Here is a 22,226-nt window from a genome sequence, read left to right as displayed (position 1 = left end):
GGTCGGATGATTCAGCGCGGCAGCGGGCTGTCAGGTCCGCCGCCGGGCGAATCCCTGACCCATTGCCAGAACAATTGGTAACCGACCGCCAGCACCACCGGCCCTATGAACAGGCCGATGACGCCATTACTGACCATGCCGCCCAAGGCACCGATCAGTACTACCGGCATCGGTACATCGACCCCGCGACCGAGCAGCAGTGGCTTGAGCACGTTGTCAGCCAGCCCGGCAATGAATACGTACACGGCAAAGACAATGGTCGCTGTGCTGGCGCCTTCGCTGCTGAAGACGTAGATGATCACCGGAATGGTGATCAGCGTGGCCGGTAGCTGCATGATGCCGAGCAGCAGGACTGCCAGGGCCAGCAGACCGGCGCCGGGAATACCCTGAATCACGAAGGCGACGCCGACCAGAAGCATCTGGATGAAGGCGATACCCACCACGCCCTGCGCCACTGCCCTGATGGTGGCAGTGCACAGCATGGCGATTTGCGGACCCTTTTGCGGCCCTGAGAGGCGCGTGGCAATCTCCTTCGCGCTGCGGGTGCCGCTCTCGCCATAGGCCATGAAGATCCCCGCGATGATCAGGGCGGCGATGAACACCAGCAGATCCACGCCCAGGTTGGTGAGCTTGCCCAGCAGGACCAGGGCGGAGCTCCTGATCTGGGGCATGAATTTCTGCACCAGGCTGGTCATGTCGGTGGACGCTTGCAGCCAGGAATCATGCACGGGCTTGCCCACCAGCGGCCAGGTGGCCACCGACTCGGCCGGCGGACGAATATGGAACGTGTCGCTCCTGACCATATCCAGCGCCTTGTCCACCGATTCGACTATGGATGCACTCAACAGGTAGATCGGTACCAGGAGGATGATGATGGTGATCAAGATGATCAGCGTCGCGATGCGGCCGTCACGCCCGCCCAGGCGGCCCTTGAGCCTGAGCCTTCGCTGCAAGGGATACAGGGTGACTGCCAGGATCATCGACCAGAGCATTACGTTCAGAAAAGGATGGAAGATTCGGAAGCAAAACAGCACCAGTACTGCAATCAAGCCAGCTCGGATCAGCACATCGAGCAAATCACGCGACGCCTTGGCGGAAGAGGGCATGGGCAGCATCGAGAATCTCCTTGCTGGTAGATGCAATGATGCAGAATGATGCAGATCGGTACGCCCAGCATAGTCAGTCGTTGGGTTGCGCAACGGCATACGGGCCTCTGCTATTGCAGGCATGACTGCCGGTCATCGCTTTTTTGGAGGTTCGGGTAGCACTTGATAAAAAGCACACTGTCGTAAAGGTGCCTGCCAAAGGGAGACTTGGTTTCCCTGGGATGTCGTTCGGTCGTTCCCAGCCTTCTTCCTGTCCATCAGGAGCGTTAAGAGTCGTTACCGTACCCGCCACATGCCGATAGTTCGGTGCATGTCAGGTGTGCCTGGAATGTGATGCTTAGCCAGAGGCGTGACTCATGATCGGGCGCACCAATATCCAATTGAAGAAGCGAGTCCTGCTGGTCGACGATGATCTGGCCAACCCTGCGAGTGCCCGTGGCCGGGTCCTGAACGAGCTGGAAGACGAATTACACAACCGTGATACCGAAGTGATCAGCGCGTCCTCCTACGAGGACGGCAGGGCCTCGGTGGTGTCTGACGCCGCGCTGCACTGCATTTGCGTCGACTGGACACTGGGCCGCAACGATACCGAGAGCCATACCGGGGCGTTGGAACTGTTGCGCGCCATACGCCAGCGCCACGAGCGGGTGCCGGTGTTCTTGATGGCCGATCGCGATGCCAAGCGCAGTATTTCAGTCGAAGCCATGGGGCTGGCCGACGAGTTCATCTGGATGCTTGAGGACACCGCGCCCTTCGTCGCCGGGCGGATCGTTGCCGCAATCGAACGCTACCTCGAACACTTGATGCCACCCTTTACCGATGCGCTGATCCGCTACACGCTCAAGGATGAACACTCCTGGGCGGCGCCCGGACACCAGGGCGGTATCGCCTTCACCAAATCCCCGATCGGCCGTGTGTTCTTCGATTTCTTCGGCGAAAACCTGTTTCGCGCCGACAGCGGGATCGAGCGTGGCAACCTGGGCTCGGTGCTCGACCACAGTGGTCCGGTCGGCGAATCTGAAGCCTATGCCGCGCGCGTCTTTGGCGCCCACCTCAGCTATGCGGTGCTCAACGGCACCTCCGGCTCGAACCGCACGATTTTCATGGCCTGCGTCGGCGAGAACCAGTTCGCCCTGTGCGACCGCAACTGTCACAAATCCATCGAGCAGGGCCTGGTGTTGTGCGGCGGCCTGCCGGTGTACATGACACCGACGCGCAATCGCTTCGGCATCATCGGCCCGCTGCTGCCCGAGCAGTTCGACCCGCAGCGCATTGCCGCCGCCATCGCCAACCACCCCCTGCGGGCCCAGGCCCAGGGCGACACGCCGGTCTATGCGGTGCTGACCAACTGCACCTACGACGGCATGTGCCTAAATGCCGAACGCGCCGAAGACTTGCTGGCGCAGAGCAGCGACCGCATCCACTTTGACGAGGCCTGGTACGGCTATGCGCGGTTCAATCCCATGTATCGCGGGCGCTTCGCCATGCGTGGCGATCCGCTGGATCATCGTGCCGATGCGCCGACAGTGTTTGCCACACACTCCACCCACAAGCTGCTGGCGGCGCTGTCGCAATCCTCGTTCATTCATATCCGCAACGGCCGCAACCCCATTGAGCACAGCCGCTTCAACGAATCCTTTGTGATCCAGGCCAGCACGTCGCCGCTGTACGCGATGTTCGCCTCCAACGAAGTAGGCGCGGCGATGATGGAGGGCAATGGCGGCTACAGCCTGACCCAGGATGCGATTCGCGAAGCGGTGGACTTTCGCCAGGCGCTGGCGCGAGTGCACCGTGAGTTTGCCAGCCGTGGCGATTGGTTCTTCCAGCCGTGGAACGCACCGCAAGTCCGCGACCGGAAGGGTTCGCGGGTCGATTTCGTCGATGCCGATGCCGAGCAACTGGCGAGCGATCCTGCCTGCTGGGAACTGGAACCGGGTGCGCAATGGCACGGCTTCGCCGGTCTGGAAGAGGGCTGGTGCCTGCTTGATCCGATCAAGGTCGGCATCATGGTGCCGGGCATGGGGGATGACGGCCAACTGGAGGCCGAAGGCATCCCCGCGCCCATCCTCGGCGCCTTCCTGTACCGCAACAACATCGTGGCCTCACGCATCACCGATTTCATGGTGCTGTGCCTGTTCAGCATCGGCGTGACCAAGGGCAAGTGGGCCACGCTGATCAATGTGATGCTGGCCTTCAAGCGTCATTACGACAGCAACCAGCCGCTGGAGCGCGTGCTGCCCGACCTGGTGGCCGGGCATCCCGCGCGCTACGCCGGCATGGGCCTGCGCGATCTGAGCGGCGAGATGTTCGAGTACATGCGCTCCAGCCGTATGGATGCGCTGCAGGCACAGGCTTTCAGTCAGTTGCCGCGCATCGAAATGTCCCCGCGCGCCGCCTTTCAGGCACTGCAGGTCGGAAATGCGGAACTGCTGCCGCTGAATCAGGCGGCCGACCGGGTTACCGGCGTCGGCGTGATGCCCTATCCACCGGGCATTCCCATCGTCATGCCCGGCGAAAACATGGGCGCGCTGGATGGCCCCTGGCTGGGCTACATCCAGGCGTTGCAGGACTGGGGCAATCGATTTCCGGGCTTCGAGAAGGAAGTGTCAGGGGCGGTGCACAGGGACGGCGATTACCACTTCTGGTGTTTGAAGTAAGCCAAACCGTTACCTGTGCTGCGACTGCCGCAGTGCTCTTTGAGGGTTCCGCCATGGGCCGTTCGCCAACGTCATTGCCCCCCGTCCTGGCCCAGCGTTATCCAGTGCTGATCGTGGCCAGCGCGCGCGGCCACGAGGAGGATGTGATTCTTCACAGCGCCCAGGGAGTCATGCAGGCGTTGCAGGAACATGACCTGGCGGTGGAGCTGGTTAGTTCCCTGGACGACGCGCAAATCGCGGTTCAAGCCAATCCCGCCTACTGCTGCGTAATCCTGGGTTGGGGACTCTGCGAGCAGGATTTGGACAAGGCGCAGCAAGTGATCCGCTTGATCCGCCGGCGCACCGCCCAGTTGCCCATCCTGCTGGGCATGACCCAGGCACACCAGCACCGCGTGCCCCTGGCATTTATCGAGCACATGGACGGCTTCATCTGGTTGCCGGAAGACAGCCCTGAGTTCATCGCCGGGCGCATTGCGGCGGCGGCCAGTCGTTATCTGGACACCATCCTGCCGCCTTTTTTCGGCGCCTTGGTCAACTTCGCCGACACCCACGAATACTCCTGGCACACCCCAGGCCACACTGGTGGTACCGCCTTTATGAAGACCGCCGTGGGGCGCAGTTTCCTCGATTTCTACGGCGAGCAGCTGCTGCGCTCCGACCTCAGCGTGTCGGTGGGCGGGCTGGGCTCCTTGAACGACCACTCGGGGCCGATGGCCGAGGCGGAGCGCTACGCCGCCCGGGTGTTTGGTGCCGACTTCACGTTCTTCTCGGTCGGCGGCAGTTCTGCCAGCAACCAGATCATCCTGCACGCGTCGGTGACCGACGGCGATGCCGTGCTGGTCGACCGCAATTGCCACAAATCGCTGAACTACGCGCTGAACATGTCCGGCGCGGTGCCGCTGTACTTGCGTCCGCGACGCAACGCACGCGGCCTGATCGGCCCGGTGCCGCAGAGCGAACTGACCCCCGAGGCGGTGGCGCAGAAGCTCGCCGAAAGCCCGCTGGCGCATGACGAGCAGGCCCGCCCGGTGCTGGCGGTGCTGACCAATTCAACCTACGACGGCCTCTGCTACAACGTGCAGACCACCACCCGCGAGCTGAGCAAGACGGTCGATCGCATCCATTACGACGAGGCCTGGTATGCCTATGCACGCTTCAATGCCCTGTACGAGGGGCGTTACGGCATGCACCGCGGCGAACGGCATGCCGACGACGCCACGGTGACCGTCACCCACTCCACCCATAAGCTGCTCGCCGCGCTGTCCCAGGCCTCGATGATCCACATCCGCTCGGGCAAAGTGCCGGTCAAGCCGGCGCTATTCAACGAAGCGTTCATGATGCACACCTCCACCTCGCCGCAGTACAGCATCATTGCCTCCATTGATGTCTCGGCGAAGATGATGGGCGACTCCGGCGAATACCTCACCGAGGAGTCCATTGGCGAAGCCATCGCCTTTCGTCAGGCCATGGCGCAGCTGGACCGTGAAATGCGCGAGCGCGATGCGCAGGACTGGTGGTTCGGCATATGGCAGCCTGACGAGGTGGACGGCGTGCCCTTCGCCGACCTTGACGCGCAGGCCCTGCGTCGGGGCGACGCCTGGATTCTCACACCGGGGGCCCAGTGGCATGGCTTCGGCGACCTGGGCGAGGACTATTGCATGCTCGACCCGATCAAGGTCACCGTGCTGACCCCGGGCCAGACGCTCGAAGGCGAGATGCAGGACAGCGGCATTCCGGCACCCCTGGTGTCGTCCTTCCTGTCCAGCCGCGGCATCGTGGTGGAAAAGACCGAGCCGTACTCGATCCTGGTGCTGTTCAGCGTCGGCGTGACGCGAGGCAAGTGGGGTTCGCTGGTCGCCGGCCTGATGGAATTCAAGCGCTATTACGACGCTAACACACCACTGGAACAGGTGATGCCTGACCTGCTGGCCAGTCATGCCGAGCGCTATGCCGGCATGGGCCTGCGCGACCTGGCCGAGGCGATGCACCGGGACATGCTGGATTCGCGTCTGCTGCAGAACATGGATGCGGCGTTCAGCCTGCTGCCCGATCCGGTGTCTTCGCCGCGCGACACCTACGCGCGGCTGGTGAAGGGCGAGATCGAACAGATTGCCGTGCGCGACATGCTCGACCGTACCGTGGCGGTACAGATCGTGCCCTACCCGCCGGGCATTCCCTTGATGATGCCGGGCGAAAAGGCCGGCGCCGACAAGCGTGCCCTGATCGACTACCTGCTGGCCATGGAACTGTTCGACAGCCATTTCCCCGGCTTCGGGCATGACAACCATGGCGTCGAGGTCGAGCACGACGCCCAGGGGCACCTGACTTACCGAGTCTACGTCGTCAAACAGTAACGCCCGGCTCCCTCTGCCCGGGCGCGCAGGCCCGGACCCAGGGCCGCCGCCGCAGAGCGCGAGGAGTCTGGTATGGCCGATTCAAGCAAGAAGATGGGCCTGGTGGGTCTCACCACCCTGGTGGCGGTCAACATGATGGGCTCGGGCATCATCATGCTGCCCTCCAACATGGCGCAGCTGGGCGCGGTTTCATTGCTGTCCTGGGCGGTGACGGCGGTCGGCTCCATGGCGATTGCCTACTGCTTTGCCCAGTGCGGGCTGCTCTGCAACCGCTCGGGCGGCATGTCGGCCTACAGCGAGGAGGCGCACGGCAAGTCGGAGTTTTTCCTGTGCTCCTTCCTCTACTTCCTGTCATTGGCGATCGGTAATGTGGCCATTGGCATTTCCGCGGTGGGCTATATGTCGTCGTTCATCCCGTGGCTGAGTAGCGGCGCCATTCCGTTGGTCATCGGCACGATAAGCCTGCTCTGGCTGACCACGGTGGCCAACTTCGGCGGCCCGAACATTACCGGGAAGTTCGGCACGGTTACCGTCTGGGGCGTGATCATCCCGGTGGCCGGCCTCAGTCTGATCGGCTGGTTCTGGTTCGACCCCGACGTGTTCGCCGCCGCCTGGAACCCGAACAACATCGCCGTCAGCGATGCCATCACCCAGAGTATCCCGCTGACCCTGTGGGCCTTCCTGGGCATGGAGTCGGCGGCGCAGAGTTCCGATGCCGTGGAGGATCCCAAGCGCAATGTGCCGCTGGCCTGTCTGTTCGGCACGCTGGGCGCGGCGGTGGTGTACGTGCTGTCGACCACGGTCATCCAAGGCATCGTGCCGAACGCCGAGCTGGCCAATTCCTCGGCGCCGTTTGCGTATGTTTATGCGCAGATGTTCAACCCCGTGGTCGGCAACATCGTCATGGCGCTGGCGGTGATGGCGTGCATCGGTTCGCTGCTGGGCTGGCAATTCACCCTGGCGCAGACCGCCAAGATGACCGCCGACCAGGGCATGTTTCCCAAGCTGTTTTCCAAGGTGACGGCGGCCAACGCGCCAATCATCGGCATGATCGTCTGTGGCGTGCTGCAGACCCTGTTGGCGCTGTCGACCATCTCGCCCAACGCCAGTGAGCAGTTCGGCAAGTTGGTGAGTCTGGCGGCGGTGACCAACCTGATCCCCTACGTGACCGCGCTCACCGGTCTGCTGGTGATGATGTACAAGGCCGATGTGAGCGGGTCGGTGTACAGCCGTAACGTGGTGGTCCTGCTGATTGCCATGGCCTACTCGTTCTACGCGATCTATGCCTCCGGCAAGGATGCGGTGTTCGGCGCCACCCTGGTGCTGGCGGTTGGTTACCTGCTCTACGGCTTCATCGCCAAGCGATTTGTCAATGAGCAGCCTCTTGTCGTGCCGCACACCAGCCAAGACATCCGCGTGTAGGACAGGAGATGAACATGAAGCCACATAACCTGATCAGCCTTCTGCTTGCCAGCCTGCTCGCACTGCTGCCGCTGCCGGCTGGGGCCAATACGCTTGAGCGCATACGCATGAGCAACGCCTTTACCCTGGGCTATCTGCCTGACCTTGCCCCCTTCAGTAGCGAAGCGGGGGGGAACGTCAGTGGCTACGGCATCGAGCTGTGCCTGAAAATTGCCGACCGGGTGAAGACGGAACTGGGCCTTAGCGACCTGCAGGTGCGCTATCAGCCGCTCAGCCGTGAGCAGGCGCTGGGCGCCATCCGGTCGGGGACGATCGACATCTTCTGCACACCCACGCCGGAAACCCTGGCGTACCGCAAGCAGGTGAGCTTCTCGCGGCCGGTATACACCGCGGGCTTGGGCGTAGTAGTGCGCACCGATGCTGCGCCCTCGCTGGTCAGGGTCCTGAATGGCGAAGAGGTCCATACCGGCCCGACCTGGCGCGCCACCATCAACCAGGGGTTGGCCCTGCACACCTATGCCACGATCAAGGGCGGGCTCACCGAAGACTGGGCGCGCGACCGCATGCGCAAGCTGGGGGTGATCGCCACTCTGGTAATGGTCGACAGCCATGCCCAGGGCATACAGATGGTCGCAGAGCGCAAGGCCGATGCCTTCTTCGGTGAACGCATGCTGCTGCAGAGTGCTCTAGATAAGAGCGGGGCCAACGATCAGATGCGGGTGCTGGATACCCTCTTCACCTTTGTGCCAGCGGCTTTCCCCCTCGAGCGCGGCGACGAGGATTTCCGCTTGCTGGTGGATACCGTGATCAGCGAGTTGTACCACTCGGGTGAAATCGAACAGGTGCACCGCAAGTACCTGGGAGAGCTTCGTGAGGGCGCGAGGCTGTTGTTCCCCATCTATGGGCTGCCCTAGGGAACAGACCCTAACGAACCGCACCGGATTGATAACCCAGCAGAACAGGAGCAACACCATGAAAGGTTCCCACATCGCCGTCACCGGGCTGTTGTTTTCCGCACTGCTGCTCGCTGGCTGTGCCTCCGATGGCATGACACAGCCGGAGCAGTATTCCGGCTTTCTCTCGGATTACTCGCGGCTGGAGCCGGCCAAGTCGGCCACTGGGCAGCCGGTGATGCGCTGGATTCGGCCGGGGGTCACGTTGGACGACTACCGCTACCTGCAGGTGCGTTCGATCGGTTTTTACCCCGCCCCAAAGCCCACCGAGCAGATCAGCAGTCCGGCCCTGGCCGAGTTGGAAGCGTACAGCCGTCAGCAAATCAGGGCGGCTTTTGGCCGACGCTTCGAGCTTCTTGAGCCAGGGGCGCAGCCGCGTCCGGATACCTTGATCCTGCGGGCGGCTATCACTGGCGTGGATACCAAGGCTGAAGGGCTCAAGCCCTACGAGGTGATTCCGATCGCACTGGTGGTGGCCGCCACGACGAGCGCCAGCGGTTCTCGCGACCGCACGACGGAATTGTTCATCGAGGCGGAGCTGGTTGATGCGGCGACCGGTCAGACGGTGTTCCAGGTGGTGCGCAAGGGCTATGGCCAGGAGTTGGAAAACCGCGAAGAACAAGTCACTTTGGCTACCCTCAAGAGCGTGATTGACAGCATCGTCCAAGATATCGATCGGTTCAAATAGGACCGACTGGCACGTACCGCCGGCGTGCCGCTCAGCCGCCCAGGGCGATGGTTGCGAAGACCAGGGCCACGCCCAGCAGGGTAAAGACCAGTGCGGTGATCGTCGGGCTGCGGGCGCCGGCAAAGCGCCCGTAGCCCAGGCCAATGAGAAACAGCATGAGCAGGGCAGTCGCATTGGAGACGCGCAAAGCCAGCAACGGCTCGTCGAGCAGCACAAACGGCAGCACCACGGGCAGGGTGGAAAGCACAACCAACAAAAACACCGCAAGGGCCGCCAGCAGGTCGCTAGGGTCGAGTTTGAGGCTGGTTCGCGCGATGCGTTGCTCCAGCACACGTTGGTGCAGTGTCTGCACGTCGTTGGCGTGCATAACCTTGGTGACCAGGGCCGGCATGGCATCAGCCAGCAGCTCGAAGGCCTGTGCAGAGCCCAGCGGAATTTTCTTCAGATGGTGAAACAGACGCCAGGCATGGCCACGCTCAGCGAGACGGTTCAGCAGGAGCATGCAGCCATCCACCATGCCCCAGGCCATGTTGCAGCCGAGGCTGGCGATCAGCAGTTCGCGTACCGAGCTTTCACCCGCGTTGGCGACGCTGAAGGTGCCGGTGAAGGTCAACACCATCAGCAGGCCGAACAGGATTTCGGACATCCGGGATAGCGGATCGAGCACGCGTTTTCTTGCGGGCTTGTCGACTGTCTCGTTGATCGCCATGGAATTCGCCAACCAGCACTAAGTGACATGCCACTCAGTATGCGAAGTAAACGTCAGGCTGCCAGCGGCTGGTGCGATAGGCCGTCATGGAAGCGACTGACTGAACGGGCGGCCCACCGCCAGTCCGCCCGACGGAGCCGGCGGTGCTACTCCAGCACCTAAACTTTGAATGTAAGGCGTAGAGCGTCCCGCGCTTGCTTCGGTGTCAGGGCCAGCGATATGAAGAGGTGCTTCCTGCTCGTAGTCTGGATCGTCATGCTGGCCGGCTGTGCGTCCCGGCCCCCGCCCGTGACCGTTTCCCCGAGTACCTGGAGGCAGGTCGACCGCGAAATCATTGCCGCGTCGCAAAACGCTACCGAGCAGGCCAGCCATTTCGCACGCGATGCCCTGCAGGAGTGGCTTGATTTGGTTCGCCAGCGCACCGAGTCGGACTTCATCCCCTGGTTTTCGCGCTACCGGACCCGCAAATGGATGAGCATCAAGGTGTCTTGGTACCAGATGGGCGCCGATGAGGATAAGGAGGAGGTCGTCGACAGGCTGGCGCTCTATCTGCAGCAGCAATACCGCAAGCGCGTGTTGGTGCCGGTGGCTAGACAGACCGACCCAGTGCGAATCAGGGAGCGCACGACGCGCTTTTATGTCTGGCTGCTGGGCGAACTGCTGGCCAAGATTCCGCTGCGCCACGGTGTCCCGCCGGAGCAGTTCGAGCGCAGGCTAGCGGGTATTCCGGCGATCACTTTGGCGCCTCCTGCCAACCAGGACGCTTCGCTCCAGCAACTCATCCGCACCGAGCGTCTCGATCGGCTGCCCGCTTATCGCGCGCTGAGTATCCATATCCGCGAGGCGCCTGCCATGGACGTTCTCTGGTCCGATGATGCTGGCATCACCTCCGTGGCCCGGCAGACCAGCCGCCAACTGACGACCGAGCTGGCCACCAGCAGCGTTGCTGGTGCGGTGGGGGCCGTGCTCGGCCCTGCGGGAGCGGTGCTGTCCCTGGGCGTGATGGGCGTGACTGAGCTAATGCGTGAGCACGAGCGACCGGAACGGGAGGCCCGGCTGCGTAAAAGCCTCAATGCCGCATTCAACCAGGAGTGGCGCGAGTGGATGCGCAGTCGTGATCACGGGGTGATGGCCGGCGTGCATTACCTGGACGACAGCCTCGAGCGACAGCTGCCTCAGCGCGTCGAATCGCCAGCGCGACCGGCGTACTCGGCACAGTCGTCCCTAGGCCATGGGCTGATCGAGAACGCACCCTAGGATAATCAAAGCGGATCTTCCGCTTCAGCTACTGTTTTCCAGCTGCTGTCTGGATCGAAGCGGGTCATGGCCAGGGCCTGCTTGCCGCCGTCCGGTCCCAGGTCTTTCTCGAACACCTGGCCGTCGTGGCTGATCATGAAGCTCATTACTCCGCTGTCACCGTAGGCGGACGGCCAGGCGATCAGCGCAAAGCCCCGGCTCATGTTGTCGCCGAGCAGGTAGTCGTAGGGGCCACCCGGCGCTGAAGGTCCTTGGGCCGTAAGGATGCGGTAATGGTAGCCATGCCAATCGCCATCCGGCAGCTCGTCGCCGAACAGCGGGCCCAGTGGGCTCTGTTCTTCGCCGGGCTGCTCGGCCCAATACAATCCATCGTGGCGGCCCTCGCTGCTGGCGAATTTTTGCGCGTACTCCAAGGCTCCATCGCCGTCTCGGTCCCATTCTGCATAGTCCATCTGGGCGTCGTGGTAAGCGCGCACGGCTTGCAAGGTGGCCAGTTCGTTGCGGCCAATCCGACGTATGCGAATGGTCTCGCCGCCGGCTTTGGTGTCGAAAAACCAGCCGTCCTTGCCGCGTACCAGCGGCAACGGCAGCTCCCAAGCGGCGGTGCCCACCACCAGGTGTGAGCGGTCGCGAGACTCTGTGCGGATCTCATGCCGTTCCCCGTACAGGGCGAGAAATGCCTCGACATCGTCGCGTTCGATGCCTTCCAGCGGTATATAGCTGTTCCAGTCATCGCCCAGCAGGGCGGCCAAGCGTGTGGCGTCGGCCTGCCGGGTGCCGAGGGCGGCGATAAATGCCGCAACGGCTTCGTCGGCACTGGGAAAGGCCTGCTGCGCCTGCAGTGCGTGGACGGGGAATGCCAGCAGGATGAGGAGCGTGGTTCGCAGAGCTGCATGCATGGCTGGCTCCTTATCGGCGCCCCCGGGCGCCCCCACGAGACGATGCGATGGCCGGGCGGCTTACCGCCCGCCCGCTCGCACGAGCTGCTTGCGGACGGCTGGCGGCGGCGCGACTGACCTGTCCGCGTTGCTGGGAAGCCCTGTCCCTGTTGGGCGCGCGGGCACCAGCAAACGCGTTGTCGGGTGTGATGCGGGAGGCGGCATGCTGCTGGCGCGCCTGTTGGCGGGCCTGTTGGCGGGCCTGTTGGCGGGCCTGAGGATTGCTGCGGGTCTGATCCCGCGATGGTTGCCGTGCCTGGGCCGGATCGCGCATTTCGCGATTCGCGGTCTGTACCCGCTCGCGTGCCTGGCGATTGTTGGTGGCAGGGCTCTCGAAACCACGCTGTTCCAAGCTTTTCCGAGCGTTCTCGCGGTCGGCAGTACGGGCTGTGTCACGACCTCGCAGGGCCTCGCGCTGCTCGCTGTTGGCCAGGCGCTGGCCATACTGCTCGCGGCTGGCGCGGTCCCGGTAGGGCACGCCGTCGCGGTTGACCGCGTTGTGCTTCCAGTTGTTCTGATTGGCGTTGAGCTGACGGTTGGTGTTGATGTTGTTGTAGCGGTTCACGTCGATGTCGATGTCGCCGCGGCCCCAGTCGCAGTCGCCCCACAGCGAGTCGATGATCGCGACGCCCGCGGCGAAGCCCAGACCGGTGGCCAGTGCGCTGCCAAAGTTATAGCCCGGGGGCGGCGGGTAATAGGCCGGTGGGTAGGACGGATAGGCCCAGGTGCCGTACACCACATTGGGGTTATAGGTGGGCACGTAGACCACCTGCGGGTCGGCTGATTCGATGATGATGGTCTGCTGGCTGCTGCCGCCCGATTGGGCCACTCCCTGGGTTGGCTGCTGGATGACCGTCTGCTTGTCGTCGGACTTGAGGTTGCCCGCCTCCTTGGCCTGGCGTCGCAGGCGCTGCACCGAGTCCATGACTGCGTCGGGCTGGGCGAGAAAGGCGTCGCCGACCTTCTGTACCCAGGCCGGGTCCTGGCCCAGGGTGGCCAGCACGGCAGGGAAGGCCACCAGCGATTGCACGCTGGGGTCCCAGGGCTGCTCGGAGACCTGGCGCACCGCGGCGTCGCCGCTGGCATCCGGGTGTTCTTTGGACCATGACGCCGCATCCGCCACGTCGCCGGGGTAGGTGGCGGCCATTAACACTTGGGCCAGCAGCGCATCCGGGTACAGGGCCAGTGGGGCGAGCATCTGGTCGAGTTCCTGAGCGCTGAACACTTGTTCCGGGGCTGAGGGACTGCTCACCTCGGCCGCCCAGGCCGGCGAGATGGCGGCGCCAGACAAGACCAGTAGGAGAGATAACATCTGAACGCCTAGGTGAATATGCATGACGCTTTTCCTCCCGCGAATGCAAAGCGGCTGTCGCGCCTCACTAAGCTTAGCCCCCGGCACTACAGAGGATGGCTTAAGTCTTCCTGACAGCCATCCCCACCTCTCAGGGCTTCACTTCCACGCATCACCGAAATCCAGGCGGTCTTCCCGGCCTCATGGCTAAGCGGGAAGTGAGCCACTGAGGCGGGCGAAGATGCTGTTTTGCATAACGTTTTCTCAGTCAATGCAGTGCCGCTCATCCGAAGCGAAGCGGTTGAAATTAAAAGGAAATATTGAGGTCCTATCATCCGAAAATGATGTTCATCGAGGTGCTTTTTTTATGGTTCGTTCAGCAAGAAATATTCGGAAGACCCTCGATACCGCGGCCGAAAACAACGAGGCAGCTGCAGTCGTGGTGATGCGCGCGGCGGAGCAGCTTGAGATGAATGATTTGCTGAGGCAGCAACTGCTTAATGTCATTCACCGTCTTCATCAGGACGCTGATGAGTTGCGGGAGATACGTGACGATGTGCTCGAATATGAAAGCAAGGTGGTCTGATCTCGCCGCACTTGCCGGTGCTGACGATGCAAGTATGGTCGTGCCGTTTACCTCGCTGTCACCCCGTCCAATAGCAGGCCTGAGCGCGCACTGCCGTAACGGCTCATGGCGGCAAAATAGTTACGCCTAGCTGATATCTGATGGCCTACGACTGAGTTAGGTCGGCGAGCAGGACTCGAGCGATAGGGTGGTCCCGGTGCATAGCTCGGGCTCCTGCTACGGTACGCTTTCCCCTAGGTTTCACGGTGCACTCAATTGAATATGGGCCATCGCTTTAGGTCGTACGCGGAGCGCGTGTTGCTTTCGGCCATGCTTCGCCTTTCCATGGCATCCCGGATTAAGACGGCAGGATCTGGACAGCCCCTGCAAAACTCGCCAGAGTTTCCGCCTTACGGTGGCTGAAATGCCGGACTGGAATAAAAACAACGCGCTATATGGGAGACAGCGTGCAAAATACCCGTACGACTTTCCATAGCGAGCCTTCCAGGCAACCCGACTTGGGGCGATTACCGTTTTCCAAAAAACCGTGGCTGTCGTCGCGTAACCTGGATGAAGCCGCGGCCTTGCTATGCAGCCAGATTGAAGAGCGCAACTTGCAGCCCTGTGCAGAAGGCGAAGCGGACATTCATTTCACCTTGCAGGCGATGCCACAGCTGAAGCTGTTCGGAGCAGACTTTGGCCAAAAGGTTAGAGTCAGTTCCTTGGCGTTGGCTAACTGGCATGCCATTTTGCCTGTGCGCGGAAGCGTAACCAGCCTACTTGAGGGCCATACCGCCGGGGCTGGCGATATGATGTTATTCACCCCGGGGTACGAAGTTGATGCGGTGTGGCATAAAGGCACGCAGGCGGTAGTGCTGACGCTGGAAACTGTGAGCCTGGCCGAGCACGTCATGCGCCATCACCAGATAGAAATGTCTAACCCCTCCACTCAGGCGCAGGTGATTACTCGCGATAACCCGGCGCTGGTCAGTCTCGGTAATTTGCTGCGATTGGTCGATAGCGAAGTTGCCAGCCCCGTCGGCTTGCTGGCGACCCCTGCCGGCCAACAACACATACAGCATTTATTTTGTGAGAACCTGCTGCATCTCATTCCTTCGCTCCGCAATTTACCCCCGCGCAGCGTGTTACCTGGCACGGTTAAACGGGTGGTGGATTACATCCATGCGCACCTTGAGAAGCCCTTATGCATCAGCCTCCTGGTGTCAGTCAGCGGCACCAGTCGACGTAGTCTGGAGCAGGCGTTCCGCCTTAGTTTGGGGACCAGCCCGCAGCGCTATATCAAGAACTGCAAATTGAAAGTCATCCGCGATTTACTGCTGCGCCATCAGCCGGGTGAAGTGCAGTTGTCCGAATTGGCTCACCGTTGGGGATTCGCTCAGCCGAGCCATTTCACCACGGCCTACAAGCAGGCATTTGGTGAACCGCCGTCGAAGACTTTGGCGCGGCAGCACTGAGCTGCTTGGGCAATGAAAAACACCCCTGGAGATTGCTCTCGAGGGGTGTAAAAGGGGGCTTCAATATTGGCCGGCGTAGGCTGCTGTAGCCAATGCCCGAGGTGTTACTTGAAGCAGTACTCGTACAGACAGGTTTCGAAACCGTACTTGAAGTTCATATCGCCCAGCAGCACGTTGTTGCGTTTGACATAGGCATCCCACTCTTCAACCATCTCTGCCAGTTTGGCGGGTTCCTGTTTGGCCAGATCGTTGGCTTCGACCGGGTCTACCGCCAAGTTGTACAGCTGCCATTGGGCGGTGCCGTAAGGGGGGCCCATCCAGATCATTTTCCAGTCGCCCTTGCGCAGGGCGCGCCGACCAAACAACTCCCAGCCCACCGCGCGCTCGGGCATGGCGTTGCCGTGCAGGCCAGGCAGCATCGAAATGCCTTGCATCGGGTAGACGTCACGATTGCGGAATGTGTTGCCCGGGTGCTTCACGCCCGCCAGCTCCAGCAGGGTCGGCATTACATCCATCACGTGGTAGAAGTTATCGTCCAGTTTCCCGGCTTGGCTTTTCAGGCTTGGGTGGCTAACGATGGCGGGTACGTTGATGCCACCGCCGCTCGGAAATCCTTTGAATAAAGGTAGCGGCGTAGCGCTCACCTGCGCCCATTGTGCTCCATAGCCGATGAAGGAGCCTTTACGGCCCATGTTCTCCAGGCTGTTGTCGAAGCCGGTAGACAGCCACTCGCGGTTGCCTGGCAGGTCGACTGGGCTGTTGCCGTCGGCACCGTTGTCGGAAACAAACAGGATGAATGTGTTATCCAGCTCGCCTGTGTCACGCAGATAGTCCACGACACGACCGATATGGTGGTCCATGTTGTCGACCATGGCGGCATAGATTTCCATGCTGCGTGCTTCGCGTTGTCGTTGTTCGTCGCTCAACTGCTCCCAGGTCGGCAGGGCAGTTGCCAGAGGCGTATTGGGGGTTACGCCAGCGTCGACCAGGCCGATGGACTGCATGCGCTCGAGTCGCTCTTGGCGGATAGCTTCGTAACCCTCGGCGTAGCGGCCCTTGTACTTGTCGATCCACTCATCCGGAGCGTGCAAAGGCCAGTGCGGCGCTGTATAGGACAGAACGGCAATGAACGGCTTGCCGTTGGCCTTGTCCGCCTCGATGTTCTGGATGATGCGATCGGTATAGAACTCGGTGGAGAAGAAGTTCTCGGGGGCCTCTACCTGCTTGCCGTCTTCACGGTAGATGGCCTTGGGGTCGGCGGCGATGATCGCGAATTGATCATCGAAGTGACTGGCACCGCCCTGCACCAGGATGAACGAACGGTCGAAGCCGCGCGCCTTGGGGCTGGTCTCTTCGGTGCGGCCCAGGTGCCACTTGCCCACGGTGTAAGTGTTGTAACCAGCGTCTTGCATGACCTCGGCGAGGCTGGCGACGCGATCATTCAAGTACCCTTCGTAGCCTGGCTGGCCCTTCTGGTAGTCCTGCAGAAGTTCGCCCATGTTACCCAGCCCGGCCAAGTGATTGTCGGTGCCGCTGAGCAACATGGCGCGGGTTGGCGAACAGGTTGGCGCCGCCTGGAAGTTGGTCAGGCGCACGCCTTCGCTGGCCAAGGCATCCAGGTTCGGCGTGTCGATTTCGCCGCCGAAGCTGCCCAGATCGCTGTAACCCAGGTCGTCGGCAATGATGATGAGAATGTTGGGCTTTTCTGCCGCCTGAAGACTCAGGCTGCACAAACCCGTCAGGCAGAGCGCAAGACTTAAACGTTTCAGATTCATGTTGTGTTTTCTCTTTTTTTTGACGGCCCCACAGGGCCGGTTTATCGCCTGGAAAGCAGTTGCCCTCTGAGCTATTTCCGGGGCGGTGCCGCAAATTGCCCGGGCCTTGGGTACAGCTGCCTCTCCGGACGTGGGCGGTGCTTCACCTTGGAATCGTTGGCGATATAAAAATTCGCAGATCCAGTTCAACGCTCTGTCGCAAGGACCTTGGTTATCGGCACGGTTGCGCCGTGCTGCCGGCCACGGTGGCCATCGCGGCGTTACGAATAGGGGGGTATCTCCCAGGCTGCTTGTTGTTCGACTGAAGTATTCCAAGCTGCACCATTGAGTGTTATCGCTTCTGCGCAGGTACTGGCATGTGCGCGCAGCTATTGCCGACAACTGCTATTCGCGCGCCTGGGTCAACGGCAGCATAGTGTTCCGTATGCCAATGTTCGCCCGCCGGGAAAAGTCCCATGTTCAACGCGCCTTTGTTGTTTGTTAACGGTCGATTCAGTGTCCGCCTAGTGCTGGCGCTGTTGGCAGTGGCAGCCAGTTGCTGGCAACCGGCACTGGCCGATCAAGCGCTGGGCTTTGCTGGAAGTCAGGCTTGCGCCGGTTGCCATGAGCAACAATTCGCAGCCTGGCAGAACTCCCAGCACGCGCATGCCATGCAGCACGCTACAAGCGACACCGTGCTAGGGGACTTCAACGATGCGCGATTTAGCTATGCAGATGTCGAGTCGCGCTTTTTCCGCCGTGATAGCCGTTTTTTTGTGCAAACCGACGGGGCTGACGGTGCGCTAGACGAGTTCGAGATCCGTTACACCTTCGGCGTTGATCCACTGCAGCAGTACTTGGTGGAATTTCCCGACGGTCGTTTGCAGGCCTTGTCGATTGCTTGGGATAGCCGCCCGGCCAACGAAGGCGGGCAGCGCTGGTTCCACTTGTACCCCGATGATGCGGTGAGCCATCGGGATGAGCTTCACTGGACCCGTCCTTCGCAGAACTGGAACTATATGTGTGCCGACTGCCACTCCACTGGCCTGCGCAAAGGCTACGATCCAAAGACCGATACGTTTGCTACTCGCTGGGCTGAGATCAACGTGGGTTGTGAGGCCTGCCATGGGCCGGCGTCGAACCATTTGGCCTGGGCTAAAGGCGATGGTGGTGGCGCCCGCAAAGGCCTGACGCTGATCCTGGATGAGCGTCGAGGCGTTAGTTGGCGCCGGTCCATTGAAGAGTTAACAGCACATCGCGATAGCCCCGCGCAGGCTAGCAAAGAGCAGCAGGTGTGCGCCCAATGCCACGCTCGACGCAGCCAGATTGCCGAGGGTTACCATGCCGGCAAGCCGCTGTTGGATCACTACAGTCCGGTGCTGCTGGAGCCGGGGCTGTATCACGTGGATGGACAGCAGCGTGAAGAGGTTTTCATCTCGGGCTCCTTTGAGCAGAGCAAGATGCATGCGGCAGGTGTGACGTGCAGCAACTGTCATGACCCCCATAGCCAGGCGTTGCGTATTCAAGGCAACGCACTGTGCAGCCAATGCCATTCACCCCAACACTTCGACAGCCCCCGTCACCATTTCCACCCGGCCGGCTCTGCTGGGGCGCAGTGTGTAAGCTGCCATATGCCGCAAACCACCTATATGGTCATCGACCCCCGGCGCGATCACAGCTTTCGGATTCCCAGACCGGATCTCAGCATCGCTCAGGGTACGCCCAACGCCTGCAATGCTTGCCATCAGGACAAATCGGCTGAATGGGCGCTCAAGGCCATCGGTAAACATTATTCGCAGCCAGCCAAAGGCTTCCAGCAATTTGCCAAAATCTGGGCTGACGCCGAAGCCAGTGTCCCTGGCTCGGCGGCGGGTTTGACTGCGCTGCTTGACGATCCGGCGCAGCCCGCGCTGGTGCGTGCAAGCAGCGCGGCACGGTTGCAAAGACCGCAAGCGCCCGAGCAATGGCGAGCGCTGTACGCTGCCCTAAGTGACCCCGACGCGCAGGTACGTCGTGCAGCTCTAGGCGCCTTCGCCCACGTGCCGGCAGGGCAGCGGGGTAAGTGGCTGGCGCCTTTATTGACTGATCCCGTACGCAGTGTGCGTAGCGAAGTGGCGCGTTTACTGATTGATGCGCCAGTGCCTGAGGCGCAGCAACCAGCCTTTGCCAATGCGCTGGCTGAGTACGAGGCTCAATTGCAGTTGAACGCCGATCGAGCCGACGCCCGTAGCGAATTGGCGCAACTGCGCCGCCGGCAGAGTGACGACGCGGGTGCGCTGGAACATCTGCAAGCCGCGCTGCGCCTTGACCCGTTATATCAGGCAGCCTATTTGGAACTCGCCGAGTTGCACCGCAGCGCCGGTCGTGAAACGCACGCTGCGCAGGTGCTGCGCGAGGGGTTGGCGCTGCGTCCGCAATCGGCGTTGCTGCATTATTCACTCGGCCTGAGCCTGGTACGCCAACAGCACAAAACTCAAGCACTTGAGCACTTTCGGCAAGCCCAAAGGTTGGCATCGGACGATCCCCGATTTGCGCTGGCTCTGGCGCTGGCCCTCCAAGCGCAGTCGCCACACCAGGCGCTGGTCGTGGTCGAAAGGGCGTTGGTAGCCAATCCAAACGAGGCAGATCTTCTCTGGTTGGCAGCTGCCTATCACTTGGAGCTAGGCAAGACGGAGGAGGCACTGACCTATGCCGAGCGACTGATGCGGGTGACGCCTGACGCACCGCGTGCCCGACAGCTGGTTCGGCAGGTTAGAGCACGTTTGGCGCCGCGTTGAGCCCAAGGAGGGTCCTGTATTCCAGCGATGCTTCGCGCTAAACGGCTGGTCATAGGCGCCGCCGAAATATCCTTGGCCTGGCGCATCAGCACTTAAATTCTTCCAACCACAGGCTTAAGTGCTATATTCCCTGTCTATTAATACCACCCCTTCATTGACTCTTGACCTAGTTTGTAACCCCTGTGCGACCCGCTGTTGAACAGGGAAGGGGGCGTTTTGGAGGAAGCTGATGATCAGTGAAATATGTGCGGCCCATGCACGGCTCAAGGAGGCGCTGGAGGCTTTTGATCAAACCTGGCCAGCCTTGGTTGAAGAGGGCGTCGCGTGGCGATTGCCTCTGCTGAAGACGCAGAAAACTCCAGACGTTATTGCCGTGCAGCGTTTGAGCAAGCAGGAAGCGATCAGTGCTGCGCGTCAGGCGTACGGGGAGTTTGAGCGGGAGTCCGGTCAGGCGCCGGGCACGGTCATGCGCCTGCCTGGCTATTTTGTTGTGGGCCGCAGCGTGCTCGAGCAGGTTATCCAGATCAATCAATTGAAGGATGACCTGATCGCAACGGTGGAGCGGACCCGTCTCGAATTGAACCTGGTCAAATCAGCGCGCCCGCGTATCTTGCGATCGGCACTCGGGCCGGCCTTTTCCATGATGCAGATCTCAAGGCATATCCAGGTCTTCGATGCAGCTCCCCGGATGATGGTTTTCACGTGGGCAGGCCACACGGCTGGAGCGGAAAAGGTACGTGTAGGCACAGTGCGAGAGCTGTTGCTCACCCGTGCGCAGGCGCAGGCTGCGGCGGAAAACTTGTCCGTGGCCCAGACACCTGCAGGCATGGAGCTGCGCGCAATAGTGAATATGGATGACGATGACGTGCTGCATCGCTACAAGAAGCTGGCCCCACATCCGCGAGTCATGCTCTGGTTCTCCGAGAAGACTCGCTATGACGCCATGGTTCATGCCAGCTTGCCGATTTTTGTTCGGCAGGGCGACGGGTTCAAACTCCGCGAATTAGCAGATTTTGACAGGAACGATCGCCAGGCGGAGCGCCCGGACCGCAAATCGCGGATTAGTGTCGTTCCGCGCATGAATCTCTATCTTCCAACGAAGGTGAAACCCACAAAGAGTACTGCAGCCCAGGTCATCGAAAACGTGAGCTCGACCTACAAGACTTGATTTGCTTCACCGGGTCAGCGCAAGCCCTTTCGCTCTGGCGCGTGCACAGCATCTCGTCGCTGTGGGGCTATTCATCGACAAACGGCGCAGAGAAATGGTGGGCATAAGCATCGTATGGTAAGAACCTCAGAGCCACCTATACTTCGCCGCTGCCGATGCCTTAATTCTAGGAAGATCATGATCAAAAAATGCATGTTTCCCGCTGCCGGTTACGGTACCCGCTTCCTTCCTGCAACTAAGGCCATGCCGAAGGAAATGCTGCCGGTGGTCAACAAACCGCTAATTCAATACGGTGTCGAAGAGGCTCTTGAAGCTGGTCTGTCGCAGATCGCCATGGTCACGGGTCGTGGCAAGCGAGCGCTCGAGGATCATTTCGATATCAGTTACGAGCTGGAGCACCAAATTCGAAATACCGACAAGGAAAAGTACCTGGTGGGCATTCGCCGGCTCATCGATAACTGCACCTTTTCCTATACGCGCCAAATCGAAATGAAAGGCCTGGGCCATGCCATCCTGAGTGGTCGCTCGCTGATCGGAGATGAGCCTTTCGCCGTGGTGTTGGCCGACGACCTGTGCTTCAACCTGGAAGGTGATGGCGTACTGACCCAAATGATGAAGCTGTACAACCAGTTCCGCTGCTCGATTGTAGCCATCGAGGAGGTACCCCCCGAGGAAACCTCCAAATACGGAATCATTGCCGGGGAGACCATACGCGACGACATCTTGCGGGTTCATTCAATGGTCGAAAAACCTCAGCCGGAAGATGCCCCTTCAAATCTGGCGATCATTGGGCGCTACATCTTGACCCCCGACATTTTTGACCTGATCGAACAGACCGAACCCGGAAAAAGCGGAGAAATCCAGATTACAGACGCACTGATGAAGCAGGCGAAAGAAGGCTGCGTACTGGCCTATAAATTCAAGGGCAAGCGTTTCGATTGCGGTAGCGCTGAAGGCTACATCGAGGCGACAAACTTCTGTTTTGAACACATCTACAAGACGGGTAGCTCGTTCTGATCGGCAGTGTTCAGTACTACCGTTAAATACCTCAGAAAAAATCCCCGGTAGAGAATGCCTTCTCCCGGGGATTTTTGCATGACGGACATGGGGCA

Annotated in this window: 16 protein-coding genes; 11 read left to right on the top strand and 5 right to left on the bottom strand. The window is 61.0% G+C overall.

The annotated features are described in order from the left end of the window. Nucleotides 1-11: 11 nt before the first annotated feature. Nucleotides 12-1,115, bottom strand: a complete 1,104-nt coding sequence (locus ACTV8E_RS05720; protein ID WP_443198820.1) for an AI-2E family transporter — start codon at nt 1,113-1,115, stop codon at nt 12-14. Between the two features lie 347 nt (nt 1,116-1,462). Between ACTV8E_RS05720 and ACTV8E_RS05715 the strand changes: the two genes are divergently transcribed. The 5 genes from ACTV8E_RS05715 to ACTV8E_RS05695 all read left to right on the top strand — a co-directional run bounded on the left by ACTV8E_RS05715 (nt 1,463) and on the right by ACTV8E_RS05695 (nt 9,180). Further along, nucleotides 1,463-3,763: an Orn/Lys/Arg decarboxylase N-terminal domain-containing protein gene (locus ACTV8E_RS05715; protein ID WP_443198819.1), complete on the top strand. Its 2,301-nt coding sequence runs from the start codon at nt 1,463-1,465 to the stop codon at nt 3,761-3,763. 53 nt (nt 3,764-3,816) lie between these two features. Beyond that, a complete protein-coding gene (locus ACTV8E_RS05710; protein ID WP_443198818.1) occupies nt 3,817-6,117 on the top strand; it encodes an Orn/Lys/Arg decarboxylase N-terminal domain-containing protein in 2,301 nt (766 codons plus the stop codon). Nucleotides 6,118-6,189: 72 nt separating this feature from the next. Continuing rightward, nucleotides 6,190-7,539 (top strand): putrescine-ornithine antiporter, encoded by a 1,350-nt coding sequence (gene potE, locus ACTV8E_RS05705; RefSeq protein WP_443198817.1) that lies wholly within the window; start codon nt 6,190-6,192, stop codon nt 7,537-7,539. Nucleotides 7,540-7,547: 8 nt separating this feature from the next. Then, entirely contained in the window at nt 7,548-8,453 is a 906-nt protein-coding gene (locus ACTV8E_RS05700; RefSeq protein WP_443198816.1) for an amino acid ABC transporter substrate-binding protein, read from the top strand. A 58-nt stretch (nt 8,454-8,511) separates the two neighbouring features. After that, the gene (locus ACTV8E_RS05695; protein ID WP_443198815.1) at nt 8,512-9,180 is read left to right on the top strand and encodes a DUF3313 domain-containing protein; all 669 of its coding nucleotides are present in this window, start codon (nt 8,512-8,514) and stop codon (nt 9,178-9,180) included. A 31-nt stretch (nt 9,181-9,211) separates the two neighbouring features. Here the strand turns inward: ACTV8E_RS05695 and ACTV8E_RS05690 are convergent, their stop codons facing one another. Further along, the gene (locus ACTV8E_RS05690) at nt 9,212-9,889 is read right to left on the bottom strand and encodes a hypothetical protein (protein ID WP_443198814.1); all 678 of its coding nucleotides are present in this window, start codon (nt 9,887-9,889) and stop codon (nt 9,212-9,214) included. A gap of 288 nt (nt 9,890-10,177) precedes the next feature. On the opposite strand from ACTV8E_RS05690, the gene ACTV8E_RS05685 reads away from it, so the two are divergent. After that, complete coding sequence (locus ACTV8E_RS05685) at nt 10,178-11,146, top strand: hypothetical protein (protein ID WP_443198813.1); 969 nt, start codon at nt 10,178-10,180, stop codon at nt 11,144-11,146. 5 nt (nt 11,147-11,151) lie between these two features. Here ACTV8E_RS05685 and ACTV8E_RS05680 read toward each other — a convergent pair whose 3' ends face one another. Both ACTV8E_RS05680 and ACTV8E_RS05675 read right to left on the bottom strand, forming a co-directional pair. Beyond that, nucleotides 11,152-12,045 carry a DUF2950 domain-containing protein gene (locus ACTV8E_RS05680; protein WP_443198812.1) on the bottom strand — a complete coding sequence of 298 codons (894 nt, stop codon included), beginning with the start codon at nt 12,043-12,045 and terminating at the stop codon, nt 11,152-11,154. A 10-nt stretch (nt 12,046-12,055) separates the two neighbouring features. Further along, nucleotides 12,056-13,420, bottom strand: a complete 1,365-nt coding sequence (locus ACTV8E_RS05675; protein WP_443198811.1) for a DUF3300 domain-containing protein — start codon at nt 13,418-13,420, stop codon at nt 12,056-12,058. A 196-nt stretch (nt 13,421-13,616) separates the two neighbouring features. Here ACTV8E_RS05675 and ACTV8E_RS05670 point away from each other — a divergent pair, with 196 nt between their 5' ends. Next, complete coding sequence (locus ACTV8E_RS05670) at nt 13,617-13,961, top strand: hypothetical protein (protein ID WP_443198810.1); 345 nt, start codon at nt 13,617-13,619, stop codon at nt 13,959-13,961. A gap of 446 nt (nt 13,962-14,407) precedes the next feature. After that, nucleotides 14,408-15,415, top strand: a complete 1,008-nt coding sequence (locus ACTV8E_RS05665) for an AraC family transcriptional regulator (RefSeq protein ID WP_443198809.1) — start codon at nt 14,408-14,410, stop codon at nt 15,413-15,415. Between the two features lie 104 nt (nt 15,416-15,519). On the opposite strand, the gene ACTV8E_RS05660 is transcribed toward ACTV8E_RS05665, so the two are convergent. After that, a complete protein-coding gene (locus ACTV8E_RS05660) occupies nt 15,520-17,190 on the bottom strand; it encodes an arylsulfatase (protein ID WP_443198808.1) in 1,671 nt (556 codons plus the stop codon). A gap of 455 nt (nt 17,191-17,645) precedes the next feature. Between ACTV8E_RS05660 and ACTV8E_RS05655 the strand changes: the two genes are divergently transcribed. The 3 genes from ACTV8E_RS05655 (at nt 17,646) to galU (ending at nt 22,131) form a co-directional block, all read left to right on the top strand. Further along, the gene (locus ACTV8E_RS05655) at nt 17,646-19,946 is read left to right on the top strand and encodes a multiheme c-type cytochrome (RefSeq protein WP_443198807.1); all 2,301 of its coding nucleotides are present in this window, start codon (nt 17,646-17,648) and stop codon (nt 19,944-19,946) included. Nucleotides 19,947-20,175: 229 nt separating this feature from the next. Next, the gene (locus tag ACTV8E_RS05650; RefSeq protein ID WP_443198806.1) at nt 20,176-21,114 is read left to right on the top strand and encodes a DNA replication terminus site-binding protein; all 939 of its coding nucleotides are present in this window, start codon (nt 20,176-20,178) and stop codon (nt 21,112-21,114) included. 177 nt (nt 21,115-21,291) lie between these two features. Further along, nucleotides 21,292-22,131, top strand: coding sequence for a UTP--glucose-1-phosphate uridylyltransferase GalU (gene galU / locus ACTV8E_RS05645; protein WP_251835960.1), 840 nt, complete (start codon nt 21,292-21,294; stop codon nt 22,129-22,131). Nucleotides 22,132-22,226: the final 95 nt, after the last annotated feature.

This window comes from Pseudomonas sp. B392_1p, from assembly GCF_052245235.1.
In the GTDB taxonomy this organism is placed as follows: domain Bacteria; phylum Pseudomonadota; class Gammaproteobacteria; order Pseudomonadales; family Pseudomonadaceae; genus Serpens; species Serpens gallinarum.
Note: the sequence above shows the minus strand (reverse complement) of the source record. Positions and strands in the feature narration are given on the sequence as shown.